22 protein-coding genes and 1 pseudogene are annotated in these 24,893 nt (G+C 68.1%); 22 read left to right on the plus strand and 1 reads right to left on the minus strand.

Annotation, left to right across the window (positions count from 1 at the left end):
* Positions 1-61: 61 nt before the first annotated feature.
* From argS to murA, 21 genes are all read left to right on the plus strand, one after another.
* Positions 62-1,702 carry an arginine--tRNA ligase gene (gene argS, locus FM105_RS12320; RefSeq protein WP_087008671.1) on the plus strand — a complete coding sequence of 547 codons (1,641 nt, stop codon included), beginning with the start codon at positions 62-64 and terminating at the stop codon, positions 1,700-1,702.
* Between the two features lie 11 nt (positions 1,703-1,713).
* Positions 1,714-3,138: a diaminopimelate decarboxylase gene (gene lysA / locus FM105_RS12325; RefSeq protein ID WP_087008673.1), complete on the plus strand. Its 1,425-nt coding sequence runs from the start codon at positions 1,714-1,716 to the stop codon at positions 3,136-3,138.
* A gap of 10 nt (positions 3,139-3,148) precedes the next feature.
* The gene (locus FM105_RS12330) at positions 3,149-4,459 is read left to right on the plus strand and encodes a homoserine dehydrogenase (RefSeq protein ID WP_087008675.1); all 1,311 of its coding nucleotides are present in this window, start codon (positions 3,149-3,151) and stop codon (positions 4,457-4,459) included.
* Between the two features lie 45 nt (positions 4,460-4,504).
* Entirely contained in the window at positions 4,505-5,593 is a 1,089-nt protein-coding gene (thrC, locus tag FM105_RS12335) for a threonine synthase (RefSeq protein WP_087008724.1), read from the plus strand.
* A complete protein-coding gene (gene thrB, locus FM105_RS12340) occupies positions 5,590-6,546 on the plus strand; it encodes a homoserine kinase (protein ID WP_256970385.1) in 957 nt (318 codons plus the stop codon). Before thrC ends, thrB begins: the two co-directional genes overlap by 4 nt.
* A 328-nt stretch (positions 6,547-6,874) precedes the next feature.
* On the plus strand, positions 6,875-9,166 hold the full coding sequence (gene rho, locus FM105_RS12345) for a transcription termination factor Rho (RefSeq protein WP_087008677.1): 2,292 nt from the start codon (positions 6,875-6,877) through the stop codon (positions 9,164-9,166).
* A 204-nt stretch (positions 9,167-9,370) separates the two neighbouring features.
* Positions 9,371-10,486, plus strand: coding sequence for a peptide chain release factor 1 (prfA, locus tag FM105_RS12350; protein WP_087008679.1), 1,116 nt, complete (start codon positions 9,371-9,373; stop codon positions 10,484-10,486).
* On the plus strand, positions 10,483-11,403 hold the full coding sequence (gene prmC, locus FM105_RS12355) for a peptide chain release factor N(5)-glutamine methyltransferase (protein WP_218777956.1): 921 nt from the start codon (positions 10,483-10,485) through the stop codon (positions 11,401-11,403). Before prfA ends, prmC begins: the two co-directional genes overlap by 4 nt.
* Positions 11,404-11,414: 11 nt before the next feature.
* Positions 11,415-12,092 carry an L-threonylcarbamoyladenylate synthase gene (locus FM105_RS12360; protein ID WP_087008681.1) on the plus strand — a complete coding sequence of 226 codons (678 nt, stop codon included), beginning with the start codon at positions 11,415-11,417 and terminating at the stop codon, positions 12,090-12,092.
* Positions 12,093-13,199, plus strand: a complete 1,107-nt coding sequence (locus tag FM105_RS12365; protein ID WP_087008682.1) for an MraY family glycosyltransferase — start codon at positions 12,093-12,095, stop codon at positions 13,197-13,199.
* The gene (locus FM105_RS12370) at positions 13,196-13,660 is read left to right on the plus strand and encodes a hypothetical protein (RefSeq protein ID WP_087008684.1); all 465 of its coding nucleotides are present in this window, start codon (positions 13,196-13,198) and stop codon (positions 13,658-13,660) included. Before FM105_RS12365 ends, FM105_RS12370 begins: the two co-directional genes overlap by 4 nt.
* A gap of 292 nt (positions 13,661-13,952) precedes the next feature.
* Entirely contained in the window at positions 13,953-14,747 is a 795-nt protein-coding gene (atpB, locus tag FM105_RS12375) for a F0F1 ATP synthase subunit A (protein ID WP_087008686.1), read from the plus strand.
* Between the two features lie 78 nt (positions 14,748-14,825).
* Positions 14,826-15,062, plus strand: coding sequence for an ATP synthase F0 subunit C (atpE, locus tag FM105_RS12380; protein WP_087008688.1), 237 nt, complete (start codon positions 14,826-14,828; stop codon positions 15,060-15,062).
* Between the two features lie 18 nt (positions 15,063-15,080).
* Complete coding sequence (locus FM105_RS12385) at positions 15,081-15,644, plus strand: F0F1 ATP synthase subunit B (RefSeq protein WP_087008690.1); 564 nt, start codon at positions 15,081-15,083, stop codon at positions 15,642-15,644.
* Complete coding sequence (locus FM105_RS12390) at positions 15,644-16,453, plus strand: F0F1 ATP synthase subunit delta (protein WP_087008691.1); 810 nt, start codon at positions 15,644-15,646, stop codon at positions 16,451-16,453. Before FM105_RS12385 ends, FM105_RS12390 begins: the two co-directional genes overlap by 1 nt.
* A gap of 81 nt (positions 16,454-16,534) precedes the next feature.
* The gene (atpA, locus tag FM105_RS12395) at positions 16,535-18,169 is read left to right on the plus strand and encodes a F0F1 ATP synthase subunit alpha (RefSeq protein WP_087008693.1); all 1,635 of its coding nucleotides are present in this window, start codon (positions 16,535-16,537) and stop codon (positions 18,167-18,169) included.
* A gap of 40 nt (positions 18,170-18,209) precedes the next feature.
* Positions 18,210-19,139, plus strand: a complete 930-nt coding sequence (locus FM105_RS12400; RefSeq protein WP_087008694.1) for a F0F1 ATP synthase subunit gamma — start codon at positions 18,210-18,212, stop codon at positions 19,137-19,139.
* A gap of 37 nt (positions 19,140-19,176) precedes the next feature.
* On the plus strand, positions 19,177-20,631 hold the full coding sequence (gene atpD / locus FM105_RS12405) for a F0F1 ATP synthase subunit beta (protein WP_087008696.1): 1,455 nt from the start codon (positions 19,177-19,179) through the stop codon (positions 20,629-20,631).
* A 3-nt stretch (positions 20,632-20,634) separates the two neighbouring features.
* A complete protein-coding gene (locus FM105_RS12410) occupies positions 20,635-20,898 on the plus strand; it encodes a F0F1 ATP synthase subunit epsilon (protein WP_087008699.1) in 264 nt (87 codons plus the stop codon).
* Between the two features lie 22 nt (positions 20,899-20,920).
* Positions 20,921-21,379, plus strand: a complete 459-nt coding sequence (locus FM105_RS12415) for a DUF2550 domain-containing protein (RefSeq protein ID WP_087008701.1) — start codon at positions 20,921-20,923, stop codon at positions 21,377-21,379.
* Positions 21,376-22,677, plus strand: a complete 1,302-nt coding sequence (gene murA / locus FM105_RS12420) for a UDP-N-acetylglucosamine 1-carboxyvinyltransferase (protein WP_087008703.1) — start codon at positions 21,376-21,378, stop codon at positions 22,675-22,677. Before FM105_RS12415 ends, murA begins: the two co-directional genes overlap by 4 nt.
* A 41-nt stretch (positions 22,678-22,718) precedes the next feature.
* On the opposite strand, the gene nucS is transcribed toward murA, so the two are convergent.
* Positions 22,719-23,414, minus strand: a complete 696-nt coding sequence (nucS, locus tag FM105_RS12425) for an endonuclease NucS (RefSeq protein WP_087008704.1) — start codon at positions 23,412-23,414, stop codon at positions 22,719-22,721.
* Between the two features lie 830 nt (positions 23,415-24,244).
* On the opposite strand from nucS, the pseudogene FM105_RS12435 reads away from it, so the two are divergent.
* Positions 24,245-24,893, plus strand: a pseudogene (locus FM105_RS12435) (hypothetical protein); the annotation flags it as partial.

The raw sequence follows: 24,893 nt of genomic DNA on the forward strand, positions 1-24,893 counted from the left end.
CATATCCGCTCGCAGGACCTCCGGTTGCCCGCGAGCACGCGGCACCCACTATCCTGAGCGGGTGACTCCCGAAGAACTCAAGACGGCCATCGCCGCGGCACTCGACGCGTACAGCTCTTCCTCCGGACGGGACATCGTCCCTCCTGCGGTCCTCGTCGTCGAACGACCGAAGAATCGCGACCACGGCGACTGGGCCTCCAACGTGGCCCTGCAGACCGCGAAGACCGCCGGAATGCCGCCGCGCGAGCTGGCAGAGGGCGTCGCGGCCGTTCTGCGGGACCACGACGGGATCGACGCCGTCGACGTCGCGGGACCGGGCTTCCTGAACATCACGCTCTCCGCCGCTGCGGCGGGCGCTCTCGCGAAGGACATCGTCGCCGCAGGACGCGACTACGGTCGCGGCTCCGCCATGGCGGGCCACGTCGTGAACATGGAGTTCGTCTCCGCGAACCCCACGGGTCCGCTGCACCTGGGCCACACGCGCTGGGCGGCTCTGGGCGACGCCATCGCCCGTGTCCTGTCCGCGGCGGGAGCCGACGTCACGAGCGAGTACTACATCAATGACGCGGGCTCGCAGATGAACGTCTTCGCCGATTCCGTGATCGCCCGCATGAAGGGACGGGACGTCCCGGAGGGCGGCTACCCGGGCCAGTACATCGCGGACATGGCGGAGGCGATCGCGGCCGAGCAGCCCGCCCTCGCGGATTCCTGCGACGACGCGACCCGCGAAGAGATCCGCACGCGCGCCTACGACCTCCAGCTGCAGGACATCAAGGACACGCTGACGGAGTTCGACGTGCACTTCGACGTCTGGTTCTCCGAGACCTCGCTGCACGATTCGGGTGCGCTCGGCTCTGCGGTCGAGCGCCTGCGCGAGCAGGGCCACGTCTACGACGAGAACGGTGCTGTGTGGCTGCGGACCACCGACTTCGGCGACGACAAGGACCGGGTGCTGATCCGCAGCGACGGAGCGCCCACGTACTTCGCCGCGGACGCCGCCTACTACCTCGACAAGAAGGACCGCGGCTTCTCGGAGAAGGTGTACCTCCTGGGAGCGGACCACCACGGCTACGTCGGTCGCCTCAAGGCCATCGCGGCCGCCGCCGGCGACGACCCGGACGCGAACATCGAGGTCCTCATCGGGCAGCTCATCAAGATCAACGGGGCGAAGCTGTCGAAGCGCGCCGGCAACATCATCGAGCTGCGCGACCTCGTCCGCTGGCTGGGCCGCGATGCCCTGCGGTACTCGCTGGCTCGCATCCCCGCGGACTCTCCGCTCACGCTGGACCCCGAGGTCCTGCGCAGCGCGAGCAACGACAACCCGGTCTTCTACGTGCAGTACGCCCATGCCCGTGCGTGCGGCGTGGAGCGCAACGCCCTCGCCGCGGGGATCGACGCCGCGTCCTTCGACGCGTCGACGCTCTCGCACGCGACGGAAGCAGCGCTGCTGGCCGGCCTCGCGGACTTCCCCAGGGTCGTCGCACAGGCGGCCGAGTTGCGCGAACCGCACCGCATCGCCCGCTACCTGGAGTCGCTCGCCGGCCTGTTCCACAAGTGGTACGACTCGTGCCGGGTCACGCCGCTGGCGGACGAGCAGCCCGGCGCTGTGCACGGATCCCGCCTCGTGCTGGACCGGGCCACCGCGCAGGTGCTGTCGAACGGACTCGAGCTGCTCGGGGTCAGTGCCCCCGAGCGCATGTGACAGGAGCCTGAATGCCCGCACACATCTCCGGAGTCCTCCATGCCGGCCCGTCGCCGGTCTGGCTGCCGCACCCGGATGACGTCAACGCGCTCATGCCCAGCCTGTGGTCCGCGAATACGCGCAAGGACCCGGACGGTGTGCTCACGGTCGCCGGTCACCGCGTGACGGACCTGGCCCGCACGTACGGCAGTCCGCTCTACGTCCTCGACGTCGCGGACCTGCGGTCCCGGGCGCGCGGCTTCGCCGACGCGTTCGCGCAGTCGTTCGAAGCGGTGGGCACCCGGGCCCGCGTGTACTACGCCGGCAAGGCGCTGCTCACCTCCGCGATCGCCCAGTGGGTGGCGGCCGAGGGCATGGGGATCGATACCTGCTCGCTCGGCGAGCTCATGACCGCGCGCCGCGCCGGAGTCGACCCGGCCGTGGTCGGACTCCACGGCAACAACAAGTCCGATGCGGAGCTCGCCTACGCGCTGGACTGGGGGATCGCCCGCATCGTCGTCGACTCGCTCGACGAGATCGACCGCATCGAAGCCGCCGCGGCCGCACGCGGCGTCCGCGCACCGGTGATGATCCGCGTCACCGTGGGCGTGGAGGCGCACACGCACGACTTCATCGCGACCGCGCACGAGGACCAGAAGTTCGGTCTGTCGCTCCAGTCCGGTGCTGCGCGCGCAGCGGCGGACCGGACCCTCGCTTCGCCCCACCTCGATCTCATCGGCCTCCACAGCCACATCGGATCGCAGATCTTCGACCGCGCAGGCTTCGAGGTCGCCGCGCGGCGGATCGTCTCGCTGCGCGCGGAGATCCAGCGCGATCACGACGTCATCCTGCCGGAGATCGATCTGGGCGGCGGGTTCGGCATGCGCTACACCTCGCAGGACACGCCTCCGCCGATCTCCGACATGGCCGCCCAGCTGGCCGAGGCCGTCGCGAAGACGTGCGCCGACGAGGGCACGGACCTCCCCGTCGTCTCCTTCGAACCGGGCCGCGCCGTCGTCGGTCCGGCGGTCTTCACGCTCTACTCCGTCGGCACGGTCAAGGGGGTGGAGACGGAGACGGGCCTCCGCACGTATGTGTCCGTCGATGGCGGGATGAGCGACAATGTCCGCACCGCGCTCTACGATGCTGACTACTCGTGCACACTCGCGTCGAGGTCGTCCGACGGGGATCCCACGGTCGTCCGGGTCGTGGGCAGCCACTGCGAGAGCGGGGACATCGTGGTGCGGGACGAGTACCTGCCCGCGGACGTGCGTGCAGGAGACCTGGTCGCCGTCCCCGGCACCGGTGCGTACTGCCAGCCGCTGTCGTCGAACTACAACCTCATGCCGCGACCCGGCGTGCTGGCCGTCAGCGCCGGTCGCGCGGACTGGATCATCCGACCTGAAACCCACGACGATCTGCTGGGCCGTGACTGCGGTCCGATCGCCGATGCCTGAGAGGACCCCCATGGAGAAGCTCACTGTCGCCCTGCTGGGCGGAGGAGTCGTCGGCGCGGAGGTCGCGCGGACCCTCCTCACGCGGAGCGACGCGCTGGCCGCGCGCGTGGGCGCGCGGCTCGAACTGACGGGTGTCCTGGTCCGGGACACGACGAAGGAGCGGGACGGCATCCCGCGCGAGCTGGTCACGACCGACGCCGAGGCGGTGGTCGCCGGAGCGGACATCGTCGTCGAGCTGATGGGCGGCATCGAACCCGCCCGCACCCACATCCTCGACGCGCTCGCATCGGGTGCCAGCGTCGTTACCGCGAACAAGGCGCTGCTCGCACAGCACTTCCCGGAGCTCATCACCGCGGCGGAGGATGCCGGCGTACGCATCGAGTACGAAGCGGCCGTCGCAGGAGCGATCCCGATCGTCCGTCCGCTGTCCGTGTCGCTCGCCGGCGACCGGATCGAGCGCGTCATGGGGATCGTCAACGGGACGACGAACTACATCCTCGACCAGATGTCCAAGGAGGGGTGGGACTTCGACGCGGCGCTCGCGACCGCGCAGGAACTGGGGTACGCGGAGGCCGACCCGACGGCGGACGTCGAGGGTCTCGATGCCGCAGCGAAGGCGGCGATCATCGCCTCGCTCGCATTCCAGGTCCCGGTGGCCATGGACGACGTCCACGTCGAGGGCATCTCGTCGGTGAGCGCGGACATGATCGAGACCGCCGCGGCACAGGGCTTCACGATCAAGCTGCTCGCGATCTGCGAGCGCATCGACAACGCCGACGGCACGGAGAGCGTGTCGGCTCGCGTCTACCCGGCCCTGATCCGCGACGACCATCCGCTCGCCTCCGTGTCCGGCGCCTTCAACGCGGTCTTCGTCGAGGCCGAGAACGCCGGCTCGCTCATGTTCTACGGGCAGGGCGCAGGCGGCGCGCCCACGTCGTCCGCCGTCATGGGCGACCTCGTGTCCGTCGCGCGGCGCCGCGTCCTGGGCGGCCGCGGGCAGATCGCGCAGCAGGTGCGCGAGAGCGGAGACATCCTCCCGGTCGCACGCATCACGACCCGCTATCAGATGACGCTCGAGGTCCACGACCGTCCGGGCGTGCTGCTGCGCGTCGCGGAGATCGTCGCCGCCGAGGGCGTGTCGATCGAGCTCGTCCAGCAGACCCGTCTGGAGTCGGAGGACGAAGATGCATCGCCGCGTGCCAAGCTGGTCATCGCGACGCATTCCGCCGTCGAATCCGCACTCGCGGCGACGGTCGATTCCCTCGCGGCCTCGGACGTCGTCGAGTCGGTCAAGTCGGTACTCCGCATCGAGGGTGCCTGAGGCACTGTGAAGAGCACCATGAACACCAGGGAGAAGCACACAGTCATGACAGCAGCACATCGTCCCCAGTGGCGCGGAGTCATCAACGAGTACCGCGATCTCCTCGACGTCGGGGCAGAGGTCCCCGCCGTGACGCTGGGGGAGGGCGGCACGCCGCTCATCCATGCGGAGGGCCTGTCGGAGCGCGTCGGGGCCGAGGTCCACGTGAAGTACGAGGGGATGAACCCCACCGCGTCCTTCAAGGACCGCGGCATGACGATGGCGATCACGAAGGCGAAGGCGCGTGGTGCGAAGGCCGTCATCTGCGCGTCGACGGGGAACACCTCCGCCTCTGCTGCCGCCTACGCGACGAAGGCGGGACTCACGTCCGCCGTGCTCGTCCCCGCGGGCAAGATCGCGATGGGGAAGATGAGCCAGGCGGTCGCCCACGGCGCACAGCTGCTGGAGGTCGACGGCAACTTCGATGACTGCCTCACCCTGTGCCGCAAGCTGTCCGAGGCCTATCCCGTGGACCTCGTGAACTCCGTGAACCCGGATCGCATCGAGGGGCAGAAGACGGCCTCGTTCGAGATCGTCGACGCACTGGGGCGTGCGCCCGACATCCACGTGCTGCCGGTGGGCAACGCCGGGAACATCACGGCGTACTGGAAGGGCTACAGCGAGTACGCCCGGAAGGGCCTCGCGCAGTCGACTCCCGTGATGTGGGGCTTCCAGGCGGCCGGTGCCGCACCGCTGGTGCTCGGCCATCCCGTGGATGAGCCGGAGACGATCGCGACCGCTATCCGCATCGGCAACCCGGCCTCGTGGGACCAGGCGATCGCTGCGCGCGACGAGTCCGGCGGTCGGATCGAATCCGTGACGGACGAGGAGATCCTCGCCGCGCATCGACTGCTGTCGTCGACCGAGGGCATCTTCGTCGAACCCGGCTCCGCCGCGTCGGTCGCAGGTCTGCTCAAGTCCGCCGAGGCCGGTCTGGTCCCGTCGGGCGCCGTCATCTCCGTGACCGTGACGGGTCACGGACTCAAGGATCCCCAGTGGGCGCTCCAAGCGGCGGACGGCTCAGCCGTCACCCCCACCCGGGTGCCGGTCGACGCGGTGAGCGCCGCTCGCGAACTGGGGCTCGAGGACGCATGAGCGGAATCCGGATCCCCGCGGGGTTCTCCGTCGAGGTCACCGCACCGGCGACGTCTGCGAACCTGGGCGCCGGCTACGACTCGTTCGGGCTGGCGCTGGGGGTCGCTGACACCGTGCGCGCCCGTCTGTCCGACACCGAGGTCCCGCACGATTCCCGTGCCGTCATCACGGGGGAGGGGGCGGACTTCCTGCCGCGCACCGGCGACCACCTCATCCTCCGCGTCGCCGAGCAGATCCTCGCAGCACGGGAAGTCGCCGGGGGAGAGCGCCTCGTCCTCGAGTGCGAGAACGCGATCCCGCAGTCGCGCGGCATGGGGTCGTCGGCCGCCGCGGTCGTCGCGGGCCTCTCCATCGCGGACGCCGCGAGCGTCGCAGCGGGACTCCCGGAGCCCACTGCTGCAGAGAAGCTCGCGTGGGCGACGCACTTCGAGGGCCATCCGGACAACGCCGCGCCGGCGCTCTTCGGCGGAGTCACGGTGAGCTGGTACCCGGAGTCGGATCGCGCATCGTCGATCTCGCTGCCCGTGCACCCCGAGGTCCGTGCGGTCGTCGTGGTGCCCGATGAGCGGCTGGGCACGGATGTCGCCCGTGAGCTGCTCCCGCGGACCGTGCCCCATGCGGACGCCGCGGCGAACTCTGCTGTCGCGGGACTCTTCGTCCATGCGATCTGCCACGATCCGTCGCTGCTGCTCGAGGGGACAGTCGACCGTCTGCACCAGGAGTTCCGCAGGCCCGCGATGCTCGCATCCCTCGAGCGGGTCGACGCGCTGCGCGCGGCCGGCCTCGCCGCGGTCGTCTCCGGTGCCGGGCCGACGGTGCTGGTGCTGGGAACCGGTGAGGATCTCGCTGACCGCGTGTCCGCAGTGCTGGCCGGAGACGACGCGCGCGTCCTCCAGCCGCAGATCGCTGAGAACGGCGCGACGACGCTCTCGCTGCGACCCATGTCAGCCTGAGGACGGCACCGGTCCGACTGCCCGGAATCTGCGGCGGATACGCCGCGGATTGTCATTGGGATCCGCTGGATCCGATTCCGGGAAACAGGGTGGCGCGATTCGCGCACGACCGCTGTGACATGTACAGTGAAGGTGTTCCGGTCGCCGGTCCGCCTCACGCTTTCGAGCATCGAGGCCGTTCGGGTCCATTCTTCGGAACATTTCATGACGCCCTCGGTCGTATTCGGCCTGCGTCTTCACCACATGCACCACAGGTGCCATCCAACGCTGTGCATCCGGCGTTCTCTACGCATTTCTCACGCACAGCCGAACGGAGAAGGAAACCTTCGTGACCGAAACCACCGCGAACGACACATCAGCACGTTCGGGAAGTCTCACGGCACTCCGTCTGCCGCAGCTGCAGGAAATCGCAGCCGGCCTGGAGATCAAGGGCTATCGCCGCCTGCGGAAGAGTGACCTCATCGACGCGATCAAGACCGCCCGCGGTTCATCGTCCGATGCAGGCAGCTCGGTCGGCGCCGGTAAGTCGACTGCCGCCAAGACGACCGCAGACAAGACGGCTGCAGACAAGACCACCACAGACAAGAGCGCAGCGGATTCGTCCGCTGCTGCCACCTCGAGCACGGACGCATCGGCGTCGGCCGCCGACAGCGCGGAACAGTCCGCTCCTGCGCGTTCGGCGCGGGGCGCACGGAACCAGGGCACACGGAACCAGGGGCGACGCGCAGCTGCGGACACCTCTGCGACGTCGCAGGGCTCCGACGCCTCGACATCGGATGCTCCGGCATCGACCTCTCCGGAAGCTCAGGCCCCCGCGGCTCAGACCCCTGATGCTCAGACCCCTGCCGCTCAGACCTCCGTGGAGCAGGCGCTCGACAGCCTGATCTTCGACGAGGGCAGCCGCGCTGAGGGCTCCTCGGCACGGGACTCCTCCTCGCAGGACGGCTCCTCGCAGGACCAGGACGCGCGCCACGATGACGGAGGACGCCGCACGCGTCGCCGTCGCGGCGACAACCGCTCCGATGACAACGGCGGCGACCGCAGCGGGAACGACCGCGGCAACGGCGGCAACGACCAGCAGAACCGCGGGGACCAGCAGGGCCGCAACGACCAGCAGGGCCGCAACGACCAGCAGAACCGCAGCGACCAGGGCGGTCGCAACGATCAGCACGGTCGCAACGACCGTGGCGGCGATCAGAACGATCGCAACGACAACCAGGGTCGCAACGACCAGGGCGGCCGCGGCAACCGCGGACGCAATGATCGCGGCAACGGCGGCAACGGCGGCAACGATCGCAACGACAACCAGAACCGCAACGATCAGGGCGGTCGGGGCGACAACCAGAATCGCCGCGGGGGTCGCAATGACTCGCGCTTCGACCAGGACGACCGGTCGAACCGGGGGCGCGGTCGCGACCGCAAGCGCCGGGGCCGTGATGACGACCAGGTGCGTCCGGACGACGTCCTGATCCCCGTCGGCGGCATCCTCGACGTCCACGACAACTACGCGTTCCTGCGGACATCCGGATACCTGTCCGGGCCCAACGACGTGTACGTCTCCGCCGGACTCGTGAAGAAGAACGGCCTGCGCAAGGGCGACGCCGTCACCGGTGCCATCCGCAAGCCGCATGAGGGCGGAGACCGCCAGAACCGTCGCGAGAAGTTCGACGCCCTGGTGCGTCTGGACTCCGTCAACGGCCTCACGGTCGAAGACGCGAAGCGCCGCGTCGAGTTCTCGAAGCTCACGCCCCTCTACCCGCAGGATCGCCTGCGGCTCGAGACGCAGGCGAAGAACGTGACCACGCGGATCATCGACCTTGTGTCACCGATCGGCAAGGGCCAGCGCGGCCTCATCGTCGCACCGCCCAAGGCCGGCAAGACGACGATCATGCAGCACATCGCCAACTCGATCGCGGAGAACAATCCTGAGGTCCACCTCATGGTCGTGCTCGTGGACGAGCGTCCGGAGGAAGTGACGGACATGCAGCGCGCGGTGAAGGGCGAGGTCATCGCCTCGACCTTCGACCGTCCCGCGGACGATCACACGACGATCGCGGAACTCGCGATCGAGCGTGCGAAGCGCCTCGTGGAGATGGGGCAGGACGTCGTCGTGCTGCTCGACAACATCACGCGTTTGGGCCGTGCGTACAACATCGCGCAGCCCGCGTCCGGCCGGATCCTGTCCGGCGGTGTCGATGCGAATGCGCTCTACCCGCCGAAGAAGTTCTTCGGTGCGGCCCGCAACATCGAGGGCGGAGGATCGCTCACGATCCTCGCGACCGCGCTCGTGGAGACCGGCTCGAAGATGGATGAAGTGATCTTCGAGGAGTTCAAGGGCACCGGCAACATGGAGCTGCGCCTCTCCCGTCACCTGTCGGACAAGCGGATCTTCCCGGCGGTCGACGTCAACTCGTCCGGCACGCGCCGTGAGGAGAACCTCATGCGTCCGGAGGAGCGCAAGGTCATGTGGCAGCTGCGACGTCTGCTGTCCGGCCTCGAGCAGCAGCAGGGCATCGAGCTCCTGCTGTCGAAGCTCAAGGAGACCGGCTCCAACGCCGAGTTCCTCATGCAGGTGCAGAAGACGACCCCGCTGCCGAAGTCGGCGTCGGACGACCACTGACACCGAGTGACCACTGACACCGAGTGACCACTGACACCGAGTGCGGGCACTGCCGGCGCACGGATACGTCGCATCACACGAGGGCTGCAGGATGACCTGCGGCCCTCGTGGCATGCCGCACGTCGGTGGCTACGAGGATGATGTGGTGAGATCCGAGTGGTGAGGCTCGAGTGGTGAGACCGGCGTGCTGAGAGGGGTGCGGAGATGACTGCGGAGGCACAGGGCTCGATCGAACAGGAGCTCGACGCCCTGGCCGCGAGCGTGCGCTCCCTGCTGGACGAGCACGCGCGCGTCGAGCAGGAGCTCGCCGATCCGGAGGTCCACAGCAGTCCCGGCCGTGCGCGGTCACTCACCCGCCGCTATGCGGAGCTGGACCGCGTCGTGCGCGTCTGGACGCGGCTGGAGACCATCGCCGATGATCTGGCGGCGGCCCACGAGATGGCCGAAGCGGACGAGTCATTCGCCGCCGAGGCTGCGGAGCTCGAGGAGGCGCTCGGCGACGAGCGGGAATCCCTCACCGCGGAGCTGCGTGAGCTGCTCGTGCCCTCCGACCCGGATGACGGCCGCGACGCGATCGTCGAGATCCGTGCGGGGGAGGGCGGCGACGAATCGGCACTCTTCGCCGCGGATCTGGCTCGCATGTACGAGCGCTGGGCCGCGACGAAGGGGTGGTCGACGGAGGTCCTCGACGCGGCCCACACGGAGCTGGGCGGCGTGCGAGAGCTCACGATGGCGCTCAAGTCCTCGCAGGACGGCGTCTTCGGCTGGACGAAGTTCGAGGGCGGGGTCCATCGGGTCCAGCGGGTCCCGGTGACGGAGTCCCAGGGACGGATCCACACCTCCGCCGCCGGCGTGCTCGTGTTCCCGGAGGCGGACGCGCCGGATGAGGTCGAGCTGCCGGACAACGACCTGAGGATCGACGTGTACCGCTCGTCCGGCCCCGGCGGCCAGTCGGTCAACACGACGGACTCCGCGGTCCGCATCACGCACCTGCCGACCGGGATCACCGCGAGCTGCCAGAACGAGAAGTCCCAGCTGCAGAACAAGGAAGCGGCGCTGCGGATGCTGCGCGCGCGGATCCTCGCGGCCCGCGCTGAGGAGGCGGCAGAGGCCGAATCCGCACAGCGCCGGTCCCAGGTGCGCACAGTCGACCGGTCCGAGAGGGTGCGGACGTACAACTTCCCGGAGAACCGCGTGACCGATCACCGGACCGGGTACAAGGCGTACAACCTCGACCAGGTGATCGACGGCCGGCTCGACGAGGTCGTCGAATCGCTGCGCGCCGCCGAGCGCGCGGCGCGACTGGAGGACATCGGGTGAGCATCGACGAGCTCCTGCGACACGGGGAGCAGCGTCTCGCCGCCGCGGGGGTCGATTCGCCCGCCGCGGACGCCGCACTGCTGCTCGCTCACGCGTGCGGCATGGACGGCCGCAGCCTCAGCCGAGCCCGCCTCATGGGAGACCCCGTTCCCGCCGAGGCCGCAGCCTCCTTCGACGCGCTGCTGGCGCGCCGTGCGCGGCGCGTCCCGGTCCAGCACATCACGGGGGAGGCCCACTTCCGGACCCTCACCCTGCCGGTGGGACCCGGAGTCTTCGTGCCGCGGCCGGAGACCGAGCTGCTGGTGGATCCGGTGCTTGCGCACCTCGCGTCGGTGCGCCCCTCCGGAGGTGCCCGCGTCCTGGACCTGTGTACGGGCACGGGGGCGCTGGGACTGGCCGTGGCCGCAGAGGCGGCCGGGACCTCGGCGGTGGGGATCGAAGCCGACCCGACGGCGGCCGGCTGGGCCCGACGCAGTGCGGACGCGGTCGCAGGCGACCTCGCACGGGCCGGTTCCGACTTCGCGGTCGTGGAGGCGGACGCGACGGATCCGGAGGCAGTGCGCGCGGTCGTGGACGCGCACCTCACCGGCCGTGCGGACGTGGTCGTCGCCAATCCGCCCTATGTCGTCGCCGACGGCACCACCACCGCGCCCGAGGTCGTCGACCACGATCCCGCACGCGCACTCTGGGGTGGCGGTGATGACGGGACCCGCGTGCCAAGGCTGGTGATCGCCGCGGCCGCCCCCGTGCTGCCGACCGGCGGCCTGCTCGTGCTCGAGCACGCGGACACCCAGGGGGCGGCGCTGCGTGAGGCATTCCTCGCATCCGGTTTCGCGGAGGCGACGACGCGCGCGGACTACACTGGACGAGATCGTTTCACGCTGGCTGTCCGACAGCCGCACACCCAGGGGAAGTGAGCCCTCGACGCATGGCACGGACCTTCGACATCCGCAATGAGCAGGTGCGCGAGCTGGTACTCAAGGAGGCCGGTCGGGTGATCGGCGACGGCGGACTGCTCGTCATGCCGACGGACACCGTCTACGGGATCGCGGCCGACGCCTTCAGTGCGCGCGCGGTCGGTGCGCTGCTCGCGGCCAAGGGGCGGGGACGTGACATGCCCCCGCCGGTCCTGGTCCAGGGCCAGGACACGCTGCTGGCCCTGGTGAGCGGCGCGGATGAACGGATCATGGCGCTGGTGTCGCAGTTCTGGCCCGGTCCGCTCACCGTGATCTGCCACGCGCAGCCCATGCTCGACTGGGACCTCGGCGATACCTGGGGGACCGTCGCGCTGCGGATGCCGGATGATCCGGACGCGCTGGCGCTGCTGGGGGAGACCGGCCCACTCGCGGTGTCGAGTGCGAACACCCATGGGGAGCCGGCCGCGGAGACCATCGCCGCAGCGGAGTCGATGCTGGGCGATTCCGTCGGGATCTACCTGGACGGCGGACCGCGCAGCGGCCAGGGATCCTCCACGATCGTCGACATGACGTCCGAGCCGCCGCGCGTGGTGAGGGAGGGGCCGCTGTCGCTGGACCGTCTGCGGGAGGCCGTGCCGGATCTCGTCGGTGTGGATGGGCCGAACGATGGCGCTGTGCGGGACGACTGAGTGCGCGCCTACCTCTTCATCCTCCTCGTGTCGGCGGTGATCTCGTACCTTGCCACCCCGATGGTGCGCAGGATCGCCGAGCGGGGCCTCATCTTCTCGCCGCTGCGCGATCGGGACGTCCATTCCGTGCCCACGCCCCGGCTGGGCGGCGTCGCGATGTTCGCCGGGATCATGGGCGGTCTCCTCATCGCGTCGCAGACGCCGTTCCTCAACCGCGTCTTCGTCGAGCCCGGTCCGGTGATCGGCATCGCCGGTGCCGCCACGCTGCTCTGCCTGCTGGGCGTCATCGACGACATCTGGGATCTGCACTGGACGACGAAGCTCGCGGGACAGACACTGGCCGCCGGGTTCATGGCACTCAACGGCGTGAGCCTCCTGTCGATCCCGCTGGGCGGCATCATCATCGGCTCGCCCCGCATGTCGCTCATCCTCACGGTGCTCGTGGTGCTCGTGTCCATCAATGCGGTGAACTTCGTCGACGGTCTGGACGGGCTGGCGGCGGGCGTCGTCTCGATCGGCGGCGCCGCGTTCTTCGTCTACAGCTACACGCTGGCAGTCGACACGACCCCTGACAGCTACGCGAACCTCGCGTCGCTCATCATCGCTGTGCTGGTCGGAGCGTGCGTGGGCTTCCTGCCGCACAACTTCAACCCCTCCCGGATCTTCATGGGCGACTCCGGATCGATGCTGATCGGCCTCCTGCTGGCCGCCTCGACGATCCGGGTCACAGGACAGGTGGACCCCGCGATGCTCGCGGACGAGCGCGCGCTGGCAGCCTTCCTCCCCATCATCCTGCCGATCGCGGTGATGGCCCTGCCGCTGCTGGACCTGGGACTCGCCGTGGTGCGACGGATGATGGCGGGGAAGTCGCCGTTCTCCGCGGATGCGAAGCACCTGCACCACCGCATGCTCCGACTCGGGCACTCGCACGCCCGCGCCGTCCTGCTGCTCTACCTGTGGACCGTGATCTTCGCGTTCGGATCGGTCTCGTTCCTCAGCTTCCCCGTGGCCCGGGTCCTCCCGGTGCTCGCCGTGCTCGTCCTCGTGACGATCGTGCTGACGTTCTACCCGCTGGGCCGACGCCTGGCACGTAAGGAGCCCTCATGACCACCTCTCCCGAATCCTCCGGCGCTGAGCGCCCCGCGCGTCAGGGCGGCGTCGCCAGCGTCCGCTCCATCATGAAGTGGACGATCATCTCAGGCGCGCTCATCGCGGTCGCCATCGGGACTATCGCCAGCTTCGTCGGGGCGCTGCTCACCGGTCTGCCGGGCGTGTGGGGCGCACTCATCGGCGCCGTCGTCGCCTTCGCGTTCTTCGCGATCACGGCCGTCGTCATGTACTTCACGGCCGAATCGAGCCCCACGACCATGGCGGCCGGCGTCCTGGGCGGGTTCCTGGTGAAGATCGTGGGCTTCATGGGAGTGGGGATCGCACTGCGCGGGAGGGACTTCTACGATCCCTGGACGCTCTTCCTCACACTGGCCGTCGCCGCGATCGCCTCTCTGATCGCAGACGTCGTCATCGTGCAGAGGGCCCGACTCCCGTTCGTCGACGAATCCGCTCGATGAGACCAAGCACACACCGGTCGTCCGGGAAGACAGGGGTCCAGCGGTTTTGTGCCCTTCTCTACGGTTGGTAGAGTATCCCGGGACACGCTGGGAATAATCGGTCATGTCTCTGTGCACATCTCGAGTGCGGCATGCAGAGTCAGACCCGGATCCGGCGCCAGACCATCGCGATATCCCGATCGGACGCCAGTCCGACGACCGCGCCCGTTCGAAGTGCCGTCGCCGGTCACCGCACCTGCGGCGGCCGCATAGCCGTCAGGAGACCGCCCTGTTCATCAACGCCCTGCCAACGGTGTCGCTGCTCGCAGCTGAAGGGGGAGGGGGCTTCGTCGCCCCCGGTCTCGAAGAGTTCTTCCCGGCGGTGTTCCTGTTCGAGGGGACAGGCTTCGACATCAACCGGATCATCCTGGTCCGCATCCTCGCGACGCTGGTCCTGCTCCTCTTCCTGTGGCTCGCGCTGCGGAAGGCGACGCTCGTCCCGGGCCGCATCCAGTCCGTCGTGGAGATGGCCTTCGACTTCGTCCGCAAGGACATCGCCTACGGCATGCTCGGCAAGAAGGACGGCGACCGGTTCTTCCCGCTCATCGCCTCGCTCTTCTTCGGGATCCTCGCCCTCAACGTCACGGGCATCGTCCCCTTCCTGAACATCTCGTCCAACGCACTCATCGGCATGCCGCTGGTCATGGCGCTCGTCGTCTACGTCGTGATGATCGGCGCGGGCATCAAGGCCAAGGGCGGCCTCGCGTACCTCAAGGGTGAGCTGTTCCCCGCCGGCGTCCCGAAGCCGATGTACATCCTCGTCACGCCGATCGAGATCGTCTCGACCTTCATCGCACGGCCGGTCAGCCTCACGCTGCGTCTCACGTTCAACATGCTCGTGGGCCACCTGCTGCTCGTCCTGTGCTTCGCCGCCACCCAGTTCTTCTTCTTCGAGGTGGGCGGAATCTCCGCCGGCTTCGGAGTGCTCACGCTGATCGGCGGCTTCGCCTTCACGCTCTTCGAGATCCTCGTCGCGGTGCTGCAGGCCTACATCTTCGCTCTGCTGGCCGCTGCCTACATCCAGCTGAGCGTCGCCGAGGACCACTGAGTCCCGGACCCACAAACTGTCATCCGCAAGACAGGGGCCTGCTGAAGAGCCGGCCCTCAATCGAAAGGGAATACCCACGTGGACACCACCATCCTCGCCGAAGTGACCGGCAACCTGCAGACCGTCGGCTACGGCCTCTCGGCCATCGGCCCCGGCATCGGCATCGGCATCCTCGTCGGCAAGACCGTTGAGGGCATGGCTCGTCAGCCGGAGGTCGCAGGCCAGCTGCGCGCCACCATGTTCCTCGGCATCGCCTTCGTCGAGCTGCTCGCCTTCCTGGGCATCGCAGCCGGCTTCATCTTCCCCGCAGCCTGATAGGGAGCGAACCCGCACATGACCCCGATGACAGTTCTCGCGGCGGAGGGCGGACACCCGCTCATCCCAGCCGTCTATGACATCGTCTGGTCGGCGGTCTGCTTCGCGATCATCATCTTCGCCTTCTGGAAGGTCTTCCTTCCGAAGTTCCGTGCAGTCCTCGACGAGCGCTCCAGCGCCATCCAGGGCGGCATCGAGAAGGCTGAGAAGGTGCAGGCAGAGGCGGACGCCGCCCTTGCCGAGTATCAGAAGCAGCTCGCGGACGGACGCGCCGAAGCCGCCAGACTCCGGGCCGAGGCCCAGGAGGAAGGCGCGCAGATCATCGCCTCGATGAAGCAGCAGGCGACCGACGAATCAGAGCGGATCATCACGCAGGCCAAGTCTCAGATCGAGGCGGAGCGCCAGTCCGCGATGGTCTCCCTGCGTTCCGAGGTGGGCGGTCTCGCGACCGACCTCGCCTCGCGCATCGTGGGCGAGTCACTCGCCGATGACAGCCGTTCGGCCAACGTCGTCGATCGCTTCATCGCCGATCTCGAGGCCCAGACGCCGGCGGCCCCCGCCTCCGCTTCCAAGGAGGTCTGATGCTCCAGTCGAGCAGGATGTCCCTGCAGAAGGTACTCGCCCAGATCGATTCCGCGGTGTCCGGCACCACGGTCGACGCAGCGATCGGAGCCGACCTCCTCAGCATCGTGACGGTGCTGTCGGAGGACGTCTCCCTGAGGAAGTCCCTCGCGGACGCCTCTCTCGATCCGCAGGCGAAGACCGGAGTCCTGGACGCCCTCTTCGGAAGCAGGGTCGACGACCGCGCACTCGCTGTTGCGCGGAGCGCCGCCGGCTTCCACTGGGCGCACACCCAGGACTTCGTGACCGCACTCGAGGTGGCGGGCGTGACTGCGCTCGCGGCCCGCGCGCAGGCGGAGACCCGCCTGGGCCGTGTCGAGGAGGAGCTCTTCCGCTTCGCACGGACGATCGAATCCGACCACGAGCTCGGTTGGGCGTTCGGTTCCGACCGCGCGCCCAGTGCCAAGCGCGCACTGGTGCAGGACCTGCTCGGCTCCGCCGCCGCAGAGGAGACAGTCCTCCTCGCGTCACAGGCGGCGGCGCATCCCCGCGGATTCCGCGTGGCTGAGACGCTCGACAACTACGGCGAGGTGCTGGCCGCGCGTCAGCGTCGCGCAGTCGCTGAAGTCGTCGTCGCGAAGCCGCTGACTCAGCAGCAGCAGGATCGACTCACCCAGTCACTGTCCCGGTCGTACGGCAGGGAGCTCGTGCTCCATGTGGTCGTCGACCCCGACGTCGTCGGCGGTGTGCGGGTGCAGGTCGGCGACGAGGTGATGAGCGGCACGATCGCAGATCGCCTCTCGGACGTTCGCCGTCGACTCACCAGCTGATCGCGCCCCGAACGGGGCGCCACGAACAACCGCTGCGACGCGCACGCAGCCTCACGTCAAGTAAGGAAGCAGGGAAACCAGATGGCGGAACTGACAATCAGCCCGGAGGAGATCCGGGCCGCTCTGGGGAAGTTCGTCGAATCGTACTCGCCCCAGGCGGGAGAGAAGACCGAAGTCGGCACTGTCGTCACGGCAGGCGATGGCATCGCCACCGTGTCCGGTCTGCCCGGCACCATGGCCAACGAGCTGCTGCGCTTCGAAGACGGCACCCTCGGACTCGCGCAGAACCTCGATGAGCGCGAGATCGGCGCCGTCGTGCTCGGCGAGTTCTCCGGGATCGCGGAGGGCCAGCAGGTCTACGGCACCGGCGAAGTGCTCTCCGTGCCCGTGGGCGACGGATACATGGGCCGTGTCGTCAACCCGCTGGGTGAGCCCATCGACGGGCTCGGCGACATCGAGACCGTGGGCCGTCGTGAGCTCGAGCTCCAGGCTCCGGGCGTCATGGACCGCAAGGAGGTCAAGGAGCCGCTCGAGACGGGTCTGAAGGCCATCGACGCGATGATCCCGGTGGGCCGTGGACAGCGCCAGCTGATCATCGGCGATCGCAAGACGGGCAAGACCGCCCTCGCGCTCGACACGATCATCAACCAGAAGGCCAACTGGGAGTCCGGCGATCCGAAGAAGCAGGTCCGCTGCATCTACGTCGCCTGTGGCCAGAAGGGCTCGACCATCGCCTCGGTCCGTCGCTCCCTCGAGGAGAACGGCGCACTGGAGTACACGACGATCGTCGCGTCCCCCGCGTCCGACCCGGCCGGCTTCAAGTACCTCGCTCCCTACGCGGGCTCTGCCATCGGTCAGCACTGGATGTACGAGGGCAAGCACGTCCTCATCGTCTTCGACGACCTCTCCAAGCAGGCTGAGGCCTACCGTGCGATCTCGCTGCTGCTGCGCCGTCCGCCGGGCCGTGAGGCCTACCCGGGCGACGTCTTCTACCTGCACTCGCGTCTGCTCGAGCGCTGCGCGAAGCTGTCGGACGAACTGGGCGGCGGCTCGATGACCGGTCTTCCGATCATCGAGACGAAGGCCAACGACGTCGGTGCGTTCATCCCCACGAACGTCATCTCGATCACCGACGGTCAGATCTTCCTGCAGTCGGATCTCTTCAACTCCAACCAGCGTCCCGCTGTCGACGTCGGCGTCTCCGTGTCCCGCGTCGGCGGCTCCGCTCAGCGCAAGCCGCTGCGCGGTGTGTCCGGCACGCTGAAGATCTCGCTGGCGCAGTACCGCTCGCTCGAGGCGTTCGCGATGTTCGCGTCCGACCTCGACCCGGCGACGCGCCGTCAGCTGGATCGCGGTGCTCGTCTGATGGAGCTCCTCAAGCAGGGCCAGTTCGAGCCGATGCCCTCCGAGCGCCAGACGGTCTCGATCTGGGCGGGTTCCGAAGGCCACCTGGACGAGGTCCCGGTCTCCGACGTGCTGCGGTTCGAGTCGGAGTTCCACTCCTACCTCGAGCGCAAGACGGACATCTTCGACCAGATCGCCGGGCTGACCGACAAGCTCTCCGGCGACCTTAAGGATGCCCTCTCCGACGCCGTCGCGGAGTTCAAGAAGGAGTTCCAGCCGTCCGGTGATGACGCTGCTGCCGGTTCGGGAGACTCTGCTGCCGCGGAGTCTGCTGACATCGAGCAGGAGCAGATCGTCAAGCAGAAGCGCTGAGGTCGTCCGACGTGCACGCCACGACTGAAAGGAAGTGCTGATGGGAGCACAGCAGCGGGTCTACAAGGCCAAGATCAATTCCACCAGTTCGCTGCGGAAGATCTTCAAGGCCATGGAGCTCATCGCGGCCTCCCGCATCCAGAAGGCGGTCGCGCGCGCACAGGCGGCGAGCCCGTACGCGCGTGAGATCACCCGTGCCGTCTCTGTGGTGGCGACGCAGTCGAACGTCGATCACACGCTGACGACCGAGCCCGACACGATCGACCGCGCAGCGGTCGTCGTGATGGGCCCGGACCGCGGCTTCGCCGGCGCGTACGCCGCGAATGTCATCCGTGAGGCTGAAGAACTCATCACCCTGCTCAGGGACGAGGGCAAGGATGTCGCCCTCTACACCGTGGGCCGCAAGCCGGAGACGTACTACACGTTCCGCGATCGCGAGATCGTGCGGTCGTGGACCGGCTTCTCGGAGGCACCCACGGGTGCCGACGCACGTGAGATCGGGGAGGAGCTCCTCGCATCGTTCGAGAAGGACTTCTCCGCCGGCGGCGTCGATGAGATCTACCTCGTGTCGACCGTGTACCGGTCAGCTGTGGATCGTCAGCCGGAGTACCGCCGTCTGATCCCCCTCGAAGTCGTCGAGGAGGACGTGGCGGCACCCGGTGCGCGATCCACGGCATCGCAGGATGAGGTCTTCCCGCTCTACGAGTTCGAGCCGAGTGCGGAGAAGGTGCTCGATGCGCTGCTCCCGCGGTACATCGATGCGCGGATCCAGTCTGCGCTGCTGAGTGCCGCTGCGGCGGAGCAGGCGGCACGCCAGCAGGCGATGAAGACTGCGACCGACAATGCGGACGACCTCATCAAGACGTACACCCGCCTGGCCAACACGGCCCGACAGGCAGAAATCACCCAGGAGATCTCCGAGATCGTCGGCGGCGTCGACGCTCTTGCAGCCTCCGGCCCCAGCGACTGAGCCTCGCCAGGTGAAGAGAGCAGAAGAGAAAGAGAACATGACTGCCACAGTTTCCGAAACCCCCCAGGTCCAGGGGACCACAGGCCGGATCTCGCGCGTCATCGGCCCCGTGGTCGACATCGAGTTCCCGCTCGATGCGGTCCCGACGGTCTACAACGCGCTGACGACCGAGGTCGCCCTGTCCGATGGCATCCGGAAGATCACGTTCGAGGTGGAGCTCCACCTCGGCAACGGGATCGTCCGCGCCGTCTCCCTCCAGCCCACCGACGGCCTCGTCCGCGGTCAGGAGGTCGTCGACTCCGGTTCGCCCATCAGCGTTCCCGTCGGTGACGTCACCAAGGGCAAGGTCTTCAACGTGACGGGCGATGTCCTCAACACGTCGATGCTGACCGAGCCCTACGAGATCACCGACCGGTGGCCCATCCACCGCGAGGCGCCGAACTTCGACCAGCTCGAGTCGAAGACGGAGATGTTCGAGACGGGCATCAAGGTCATCGACCTGCTCACCCCGTACGTGCAGGGCGGCAAGATCGGCCTGTTCGGCGGTGCCGGTGTCGGCAAGACGGTCCTCATCCAGGAGATGATCACCCGTGTCGCGCAGGACCACGGCGGTGTCTCCGTGTTCGCCGGCGTCGGTGAGCGCACGCGTGAGGGCAACGACCTCATCTTCGAGATGGAGGAGTCCGGAGTCCTCAAGAACACCGCACTGGTGTTCGGTCAGATGGATGAGCCGCCGGGCACGCGTCTGCGCGTCGCACTGACGGGCCTGACGATGGCGGAGTACTTCCGCGATGTCCAGAACCAGGACGTGCTCCTGTTCATCGACAACATCTTCCGCTTCACGCAGGCGGGCTCCGAGGTCTCGACGCTGCTCGGCCGCATGCCGTCCGCTGTGGGCTACCAGCCCACGCTCGCGGATGAGATGGGTGTGCTGCAGGAGCGGATCACGTCGACCCGCGGCAACTCGATCACCTCGATGCAGGCGATCTACGTCCCCGCGGACGACTACACGGACCCGGCTCCGGCGACGACGTTCGCGCACCTCGACGCGACCACCGAGCTCTCGCGTGACATCGCGTCGCGCGGTCTCTACCCGGCCGTCGATCCGCTGTCGTCCTCGTCGCGCATCCTCGACCCGCTGTACGTGGGCCAGGATCACTACGACACGGCAGTGCGCGTCAAGCAGATCCTCCAGAAGAACAAGGAGCTGCAGGACATCATCGCGATCCTGGGCGTCGACGAGCTGTCCGAAGAGGACAAGGTCGTCGTGCACCGCGCGCGTCGCCTCGAGCAGTTCCTGTCGCAGAACACCTACACCGCGGTGCAGTTCACCGGTGTCGAGGGCTCGACGGTCTCGATCCAGGACACGATCGAGGGCTTCAAGGGCATCTGCAACGGCGACTACGACCACATCCCGGAGCAGGCGTTCTTCAACGTCGGCCCGATCGAGGATGTGCTGCGCAACTACGAGCAGCTCCAGAAGGAGAACTGACCGATGGCCGCGCTGACAGTCGTCGTCGTCTCCGCTGACCGCGAGGTCTGGACGGGGGAGGCCACGCGCGTCGTGGCCCGCACCACCGAAGGCGAGATCGGCATCCTCGCCGGCCACGAGCCCCTGATGGGGCTTGTGGCCGGGGGAGAGGTCCGCATCCTCACGACGGCCGGTGCCACCGTCCGCGCGCAGGCGGACGGAGGATTCCTGTCGGTGGCGAACGACAGGGTCTCCGTGGTCGCCGACGCGGCCGAGATCGTGGACTGACAAGTCCCCGGGAAGAAGCGACGTGCTTGCATCCGTTCTGCTGATCATTCTGCTCTCGTCGGTCGGAGCGGCTGTGGTCATCGTCGTGCTCTTCACCGTCAGGCGCCGGTCGCTCACTCGAGCGGCCGGCGCCTTCGACTGCTCTCTCGAGCCTCCGCAGAAGCCCGGGGTCTGGCGGCTCGGCGTCGCCGTTTTCGGCGTCTCCGCCCTCGACTGGTACCCGGTCTTCAGCCTGCGACCGCACCCCAGCTTCATCCTCCCGCGCTCCGATCTGGAGATCGTCGAGCGCGGCCGTCCCAGTGACGGCGAGGAGTACTCCCTGCTGCCGGACGCGCAGGTCATCGTCTGCCGCTACGATGTCCATCGCGGGTCGCCCAAGACGATCCGCCTGGCCCTGGACGCGGAGGCCCTCTCCGGCTTCTCCTCCTGGCTCGAGTCCGCGCCCCCGGGCGCCAACTACACGATGGGACGGTTCACATGAGGCACGTCTTCGTCATCGAGGGCCCCACGGTCCTGTCCGGCGATGTGACGGTGAGGGGCGCGAAGAACTCCGTCCTCAAGCTCATGGCGGCGACGCTGCTGGCCCCCGGCCGCTCCGTCATCTCGAACGTCCCGGCCATCGCGGATGTCCGGATCATGTGCGAACTGCTCCACCGCCTCGGGTGCGGCATCGACTACGACGCGGACGCCGGCACTGTCGCGATCGATGTCCCGGAGGCCCCCGGCATCACCGCAGACTATGAACTCGTGAGGCTCATGCGGGCCTCCATCTCGGTGCTCGGCCCGCTGGTGGGCAGGATGCACGCCGCCGAGGTCGCGGTGCCCGGCGGCGACGCCATCGGGTCGCGCGGCCTGGACATGCACCAGCGCGGTCTGGAGCAGCTGGGCGCAGACGTGAGTCTGGAGCACGGGTACTTCGTCGCCAGCGCCCCGAACGGGCTGCGCGGTGCCGACATCGCTCTGCCGTTCCCGTCGGTGGGTGCGACGGAGAACCTCGTCATGGCCTCGGTCCTGGCACACGGCGTGACGACGATCGAGAATGTGGCGAAGGAGCCGGAGATCGTCGACATCTGCACGATGCTCGTGGAGATGGGTGCTGACATCGAGGGCATCGGCACAGCCCGCCTCGTCGTGACGGGAGTCCCGGAGCTGCGGCCGGTCGAACACCGGTGTGTGGGCGATCGCATCGTCGCGGGGACATGGGCCTTCGCCGCAGCCGCGACGGGTGGGGACGTCACCGTGCGCGGTGCGGAGCTCGCGCTCCTGCCGAACGTGGTGGACAAGCTGGTGGAAGCGGGTGCACAGGTGGACCCGGTGGCAGATGACGATCCGTCGGTCGCCGGATTCCGTGTCGTCGGTCCGGAGCGACCGCGACCCGTGAGGGTGTCGACCCTGCCGTTCCCCGGATTCCCCACGGATCTCCAGCCGTTCGTCATCGCGCTCAACGCCGTGGCCGACGGTGTGGGTCTGCTGACGGAGAACCTCTTCGAAGCGCGCTGGCGGTTCGTGAACGAGCTGTCACGGCTGGGCGCCACGGTGAGCATCGACGGCAACCATGCACTGGTGACCGGCACCGATTCGCTGTCCGGAGCCGAGGTCGAGGCGAGTGACATCCGTGCGGGTGCGGGCCTCGTCGTGGCGGGCCTGACCGCTCGCGGCAGGACGGAGGTGTCCGGTGTCGACCACATCGAGCGCGGCTACGAGCACTTCGTGGAGAAGCTGACGCGGCTCGGTGCGACCATCGAGCGCGTGGAGAAGCCGGACACCGTCATCCCGTGAGGTGAGGTCCCGTCAGGTGCGGTGTGAGGTGCGGCCGTGTCTCAGAACAGCCGTGTCTCCGGGTCGTCCATTCCGCGCAGCGCATCGTAGTCGAGGACCACGCAGCGGATGCCGCGGTCCTCGGCGAGGGTGCGCGCCTGCGGCTTGATCTCCTGGGCGGCGAAGACACCGGTGACAGGAGCGAGCGTGGCGTCGCGGTTCATGAGTTCGAGGTAGCGCGTGAGCTGCTCGACGCCGTCGATGCCACCGCGCCGCTTGATCTCCACGGCGATCGACGAGCCTGCTGAGTCACGGGCCAGGATGTCGACGGGGCCGATCGCAGTCATGTACTCACGGCGGACCGTCGTGTATCCGTCGCCGAGCGTGTCGATGTGTTCGGCGAGCAGCTCCTGCAGGTGGGCTTCGACGCCGTCCTTGACGAGACCCGGGTCGGTGCCGAGTTCCTGCTCCACCTCCGTCACGATCTCTGCGATGGAGATGACGAGCGTGTCGTCGGTCTTCTTCTGGCGCACGGTCCAGATCTCTGAGAAGCCGGCTTCGACCTGGTCTGCCGTGGGGTCTTCGACGCGCATCGAGCAGGGCGGTGACATCCAGTTGAGCGGCTTGTAGGAGCCGCCGTCGGAATGGACCAGCACACTGCCGTCGGCTTTGATCATGAGGACTCTCATGGCCAGGGGCAGATGCGCGGACAGACGTCCCGCATAGTCGACCTGGCACTTCGCAATCACGACTCGCACAGGCGTCAACACTACGTGAGACACTGGCGTCATGCCACGTTCGTCCTCTTCGCGCCGCGCCAACAAATGGCAGCGTCCGGCACGCGAGTTGTCGGCCGGATTCGCGACCCGCCGTCGCATCGACGATGCGCGTGATGGTCAGTGGGTGGTGCAGGAGACCACCGGTGCTCCTTCGGGCAAGGTCTATGTGTGCCCCGGGTGTCAGCAGGACCTCGCGGCATCGACTCCGCACACCATCGCGTGGCGCGAGACTGCGGCGTATGGGCTCGGCACAGGGCCCGAGGCGCGGCGCCATTGGCACACCCACTGCTTCCGGGGTCGCCGCCGCTGACTGCCCTCGGCTCTGATGGCGCTCGGCTCGGACTGAGTCCGACACTGACTGCGTCCGACGCCGACTGCGTCCGACGCCGACTGCGTCCGACGCCGACCGCGTCCGACACTGACCGCGTCCAGCGGTTGCTTCCACCGGCTGTGAACGGTGAGCCGTCCTCGATTCCCTCTCATCCGCACCCGTCGGCGCCGATGATCAGACATTGATTCAGAGGGCGTGAGTGCCACTGGCCGATGAGTCATTGGTTCAGTCGCGGTGTTACTACTGTGGTTGTCCGCCGAACCACCTTCGGTAATGCAGCCGGATCGTCGGACTGCAGAGTTATGTCCGTGCCTTCGAATAGTGTGTAGAACATCAATGAAGATGGTCTGTCACTCACCGCGAACGGTGGGATGAAGGAGCGCACGGTGGCTGTGTCTGCCGCGTGTGTTCTGGGCGGGTTGTTCTGCTGGGTGTGTTCTGCAGGGTGGTTGAGGCTTCGAGGGGGAGGCGAGGGGCGATGACGGAGGATCTTGCTCGTGGTCGGCTCCGTGACGAGCCCGAGGGTGGTCCCGCCCGGCTGCTGACAGTGGCTGATGTGCGCGCCGCGATCGGGCGGGTGGCCTCGGGTGAGTTCGGCGTCGCGGGCCCGTTGTCATGGTCGTTCGGTTCTCACCCGGTGGCGGAGGCTACGGCCGGTGCGCAGGAGTCTGCACGTCACCCACAGCCTGATGGAGGATCCGAGGGCACAGAGGACTCGGGCCGTGCCGAGGCGTCAGAGGGCCCCGAGGCCGCGGTCTCGTCTGTTGGTCTGCTGGGTGAGTGGTCGCACACAGCCGAGGTCGTCGGACGTCTACGCGCGGTGGAGACCGCCCAGCTCGCGGCGTTCCTGCTGAATCGTGTGCTGAATCGGAAGGGTGGGGAGGGGGAGCTGGAGAGGTTCCTCACCGCCCCGGAACCAGGGCCCGCGGAGACCTCACCCGCTCAGTCACAGCCTCCGCAAAGCTCTTCCAAAGACCCCAGGGACCCCACCGGTGCGGTGCCCGAGCCCACGGATGAGAAGACGACCGCGGTGGGTAGTCCGGGTTCTGCTTTTGCGGCTGGTTCCTTTCAGGATCCGCGGATCTCGACGCGTGCCCGTGAGCTGCTGGCCAGTGAGGACATGATCG

It is taken from the genome of Brevibacterium yomogidense (genome assembly GCF_900163715.1).
Taxonomy (GTDB): domain Bacteria; phylum Actinomycetota; class Actinomycetes; order Actinomycetales; family Brevibacteriaceae; genus Brevibacterium; species Brevibacterium yomogidense_A.

Excerpts from the sequence above, each read along its gene's own strand:
- lysA (WP_087008673.1), top strand. The coding sequence starts at position 1,714 with ATGCCCGCACACATCTCCGGAGTCCTCCATGCCGGCCCGTCGCCGGTC.
- FM105_RS12330 (WP_087008675.1), top strand. The coding sequence starts at position 3,149 with ATGGAGAAGCTCACTGTCGCCCTGCTGGGCGGAGGAGTCGTCGGCGCG.
- thrC (WP_087008724.1), top strand. The coding sequence starts at position 4,505 with ATGACAGCAGCACATCGTCCCCAGTGGCGCGGAGTCATCAACGAGTAC.
- thrB (WP_256970385.1), top strand. The coding sequence starts at position 5,590 with ATGAGCGGAATCCGGATCCCCGCGGGGTTCTCCGTCGAGGTCACCGCA.
- prfA (WP_087008679.1), top strand. The coding sequence starts at position 9,371 with ATGACTGCGGAGGCACAGGGCTCGATCGAACAGGAGCTCGACGCCCTG.
- FM105_RS12360 (WP_087008681.1), top strand. The coding sequence starts at position 11,415 with ATGGCACGGACCTTCGACATCCGCAATGAGCAGGTGCGCGAGCTGGTA.
- FM105_RS12370 (WP_087008684.1), top strand. The coding sequence starts at position 13,196 with ATGACCACCTCTCCCGAATCCTCCGGCGCTGAGCGCCCCGCGCGTCAG.
- FM105_RS12385 (WP_087008690.1), top strand. The coding sequence starts at position 15,081 with ATGACCCCGATGACAGTTCTCGCGGCGGAGGGCGGACACCCGCTCATC.
- FM105_RS12390 (WP_087008691.1), top strand. The coding sequence starts at position 15,644 with ATGCTCCAGTCGAGCAGGATGTCCCTGCAGAAGGTACTCGCCCAGATC.
- atpA (WP_087008693.1), top strand. The coding sequence starts at position 16,535 with ATGGCGGAACTGACAATCAGCCCGGAGGAGATCCGGGCCGCTCTGGGG.
- FM105_RS12400 (WP_087008694.1), top strand. The coding sequence starts at position 18,210 with ATGGGAGCACAGCAGCGGGTCTACAAGGCCAAGATCAATTCCACCAGT.
- atpD (WP_087008696.1), top strand. The coding sequence starts at position 19,177 with ATGACTGCCACAGTTTCCGAAACCCCCCAGGTCCAGGGGACCACAGGC.
- FM105_RS12410 (WP_087008699.1), top strand. The coding sequence starts at position 20,635 with ATGGCCGCGCTGACAGTCGTCGTCGTCTCCGCTGACCGCGAGGTCTGG.
- murA (WP_087008703.1), top strand. The coding sequence starts at position 21,376 with ATGAGGCACGTCTTCGTCATCGAGGGCCCCACGGTCCTGTCCGGCGAT.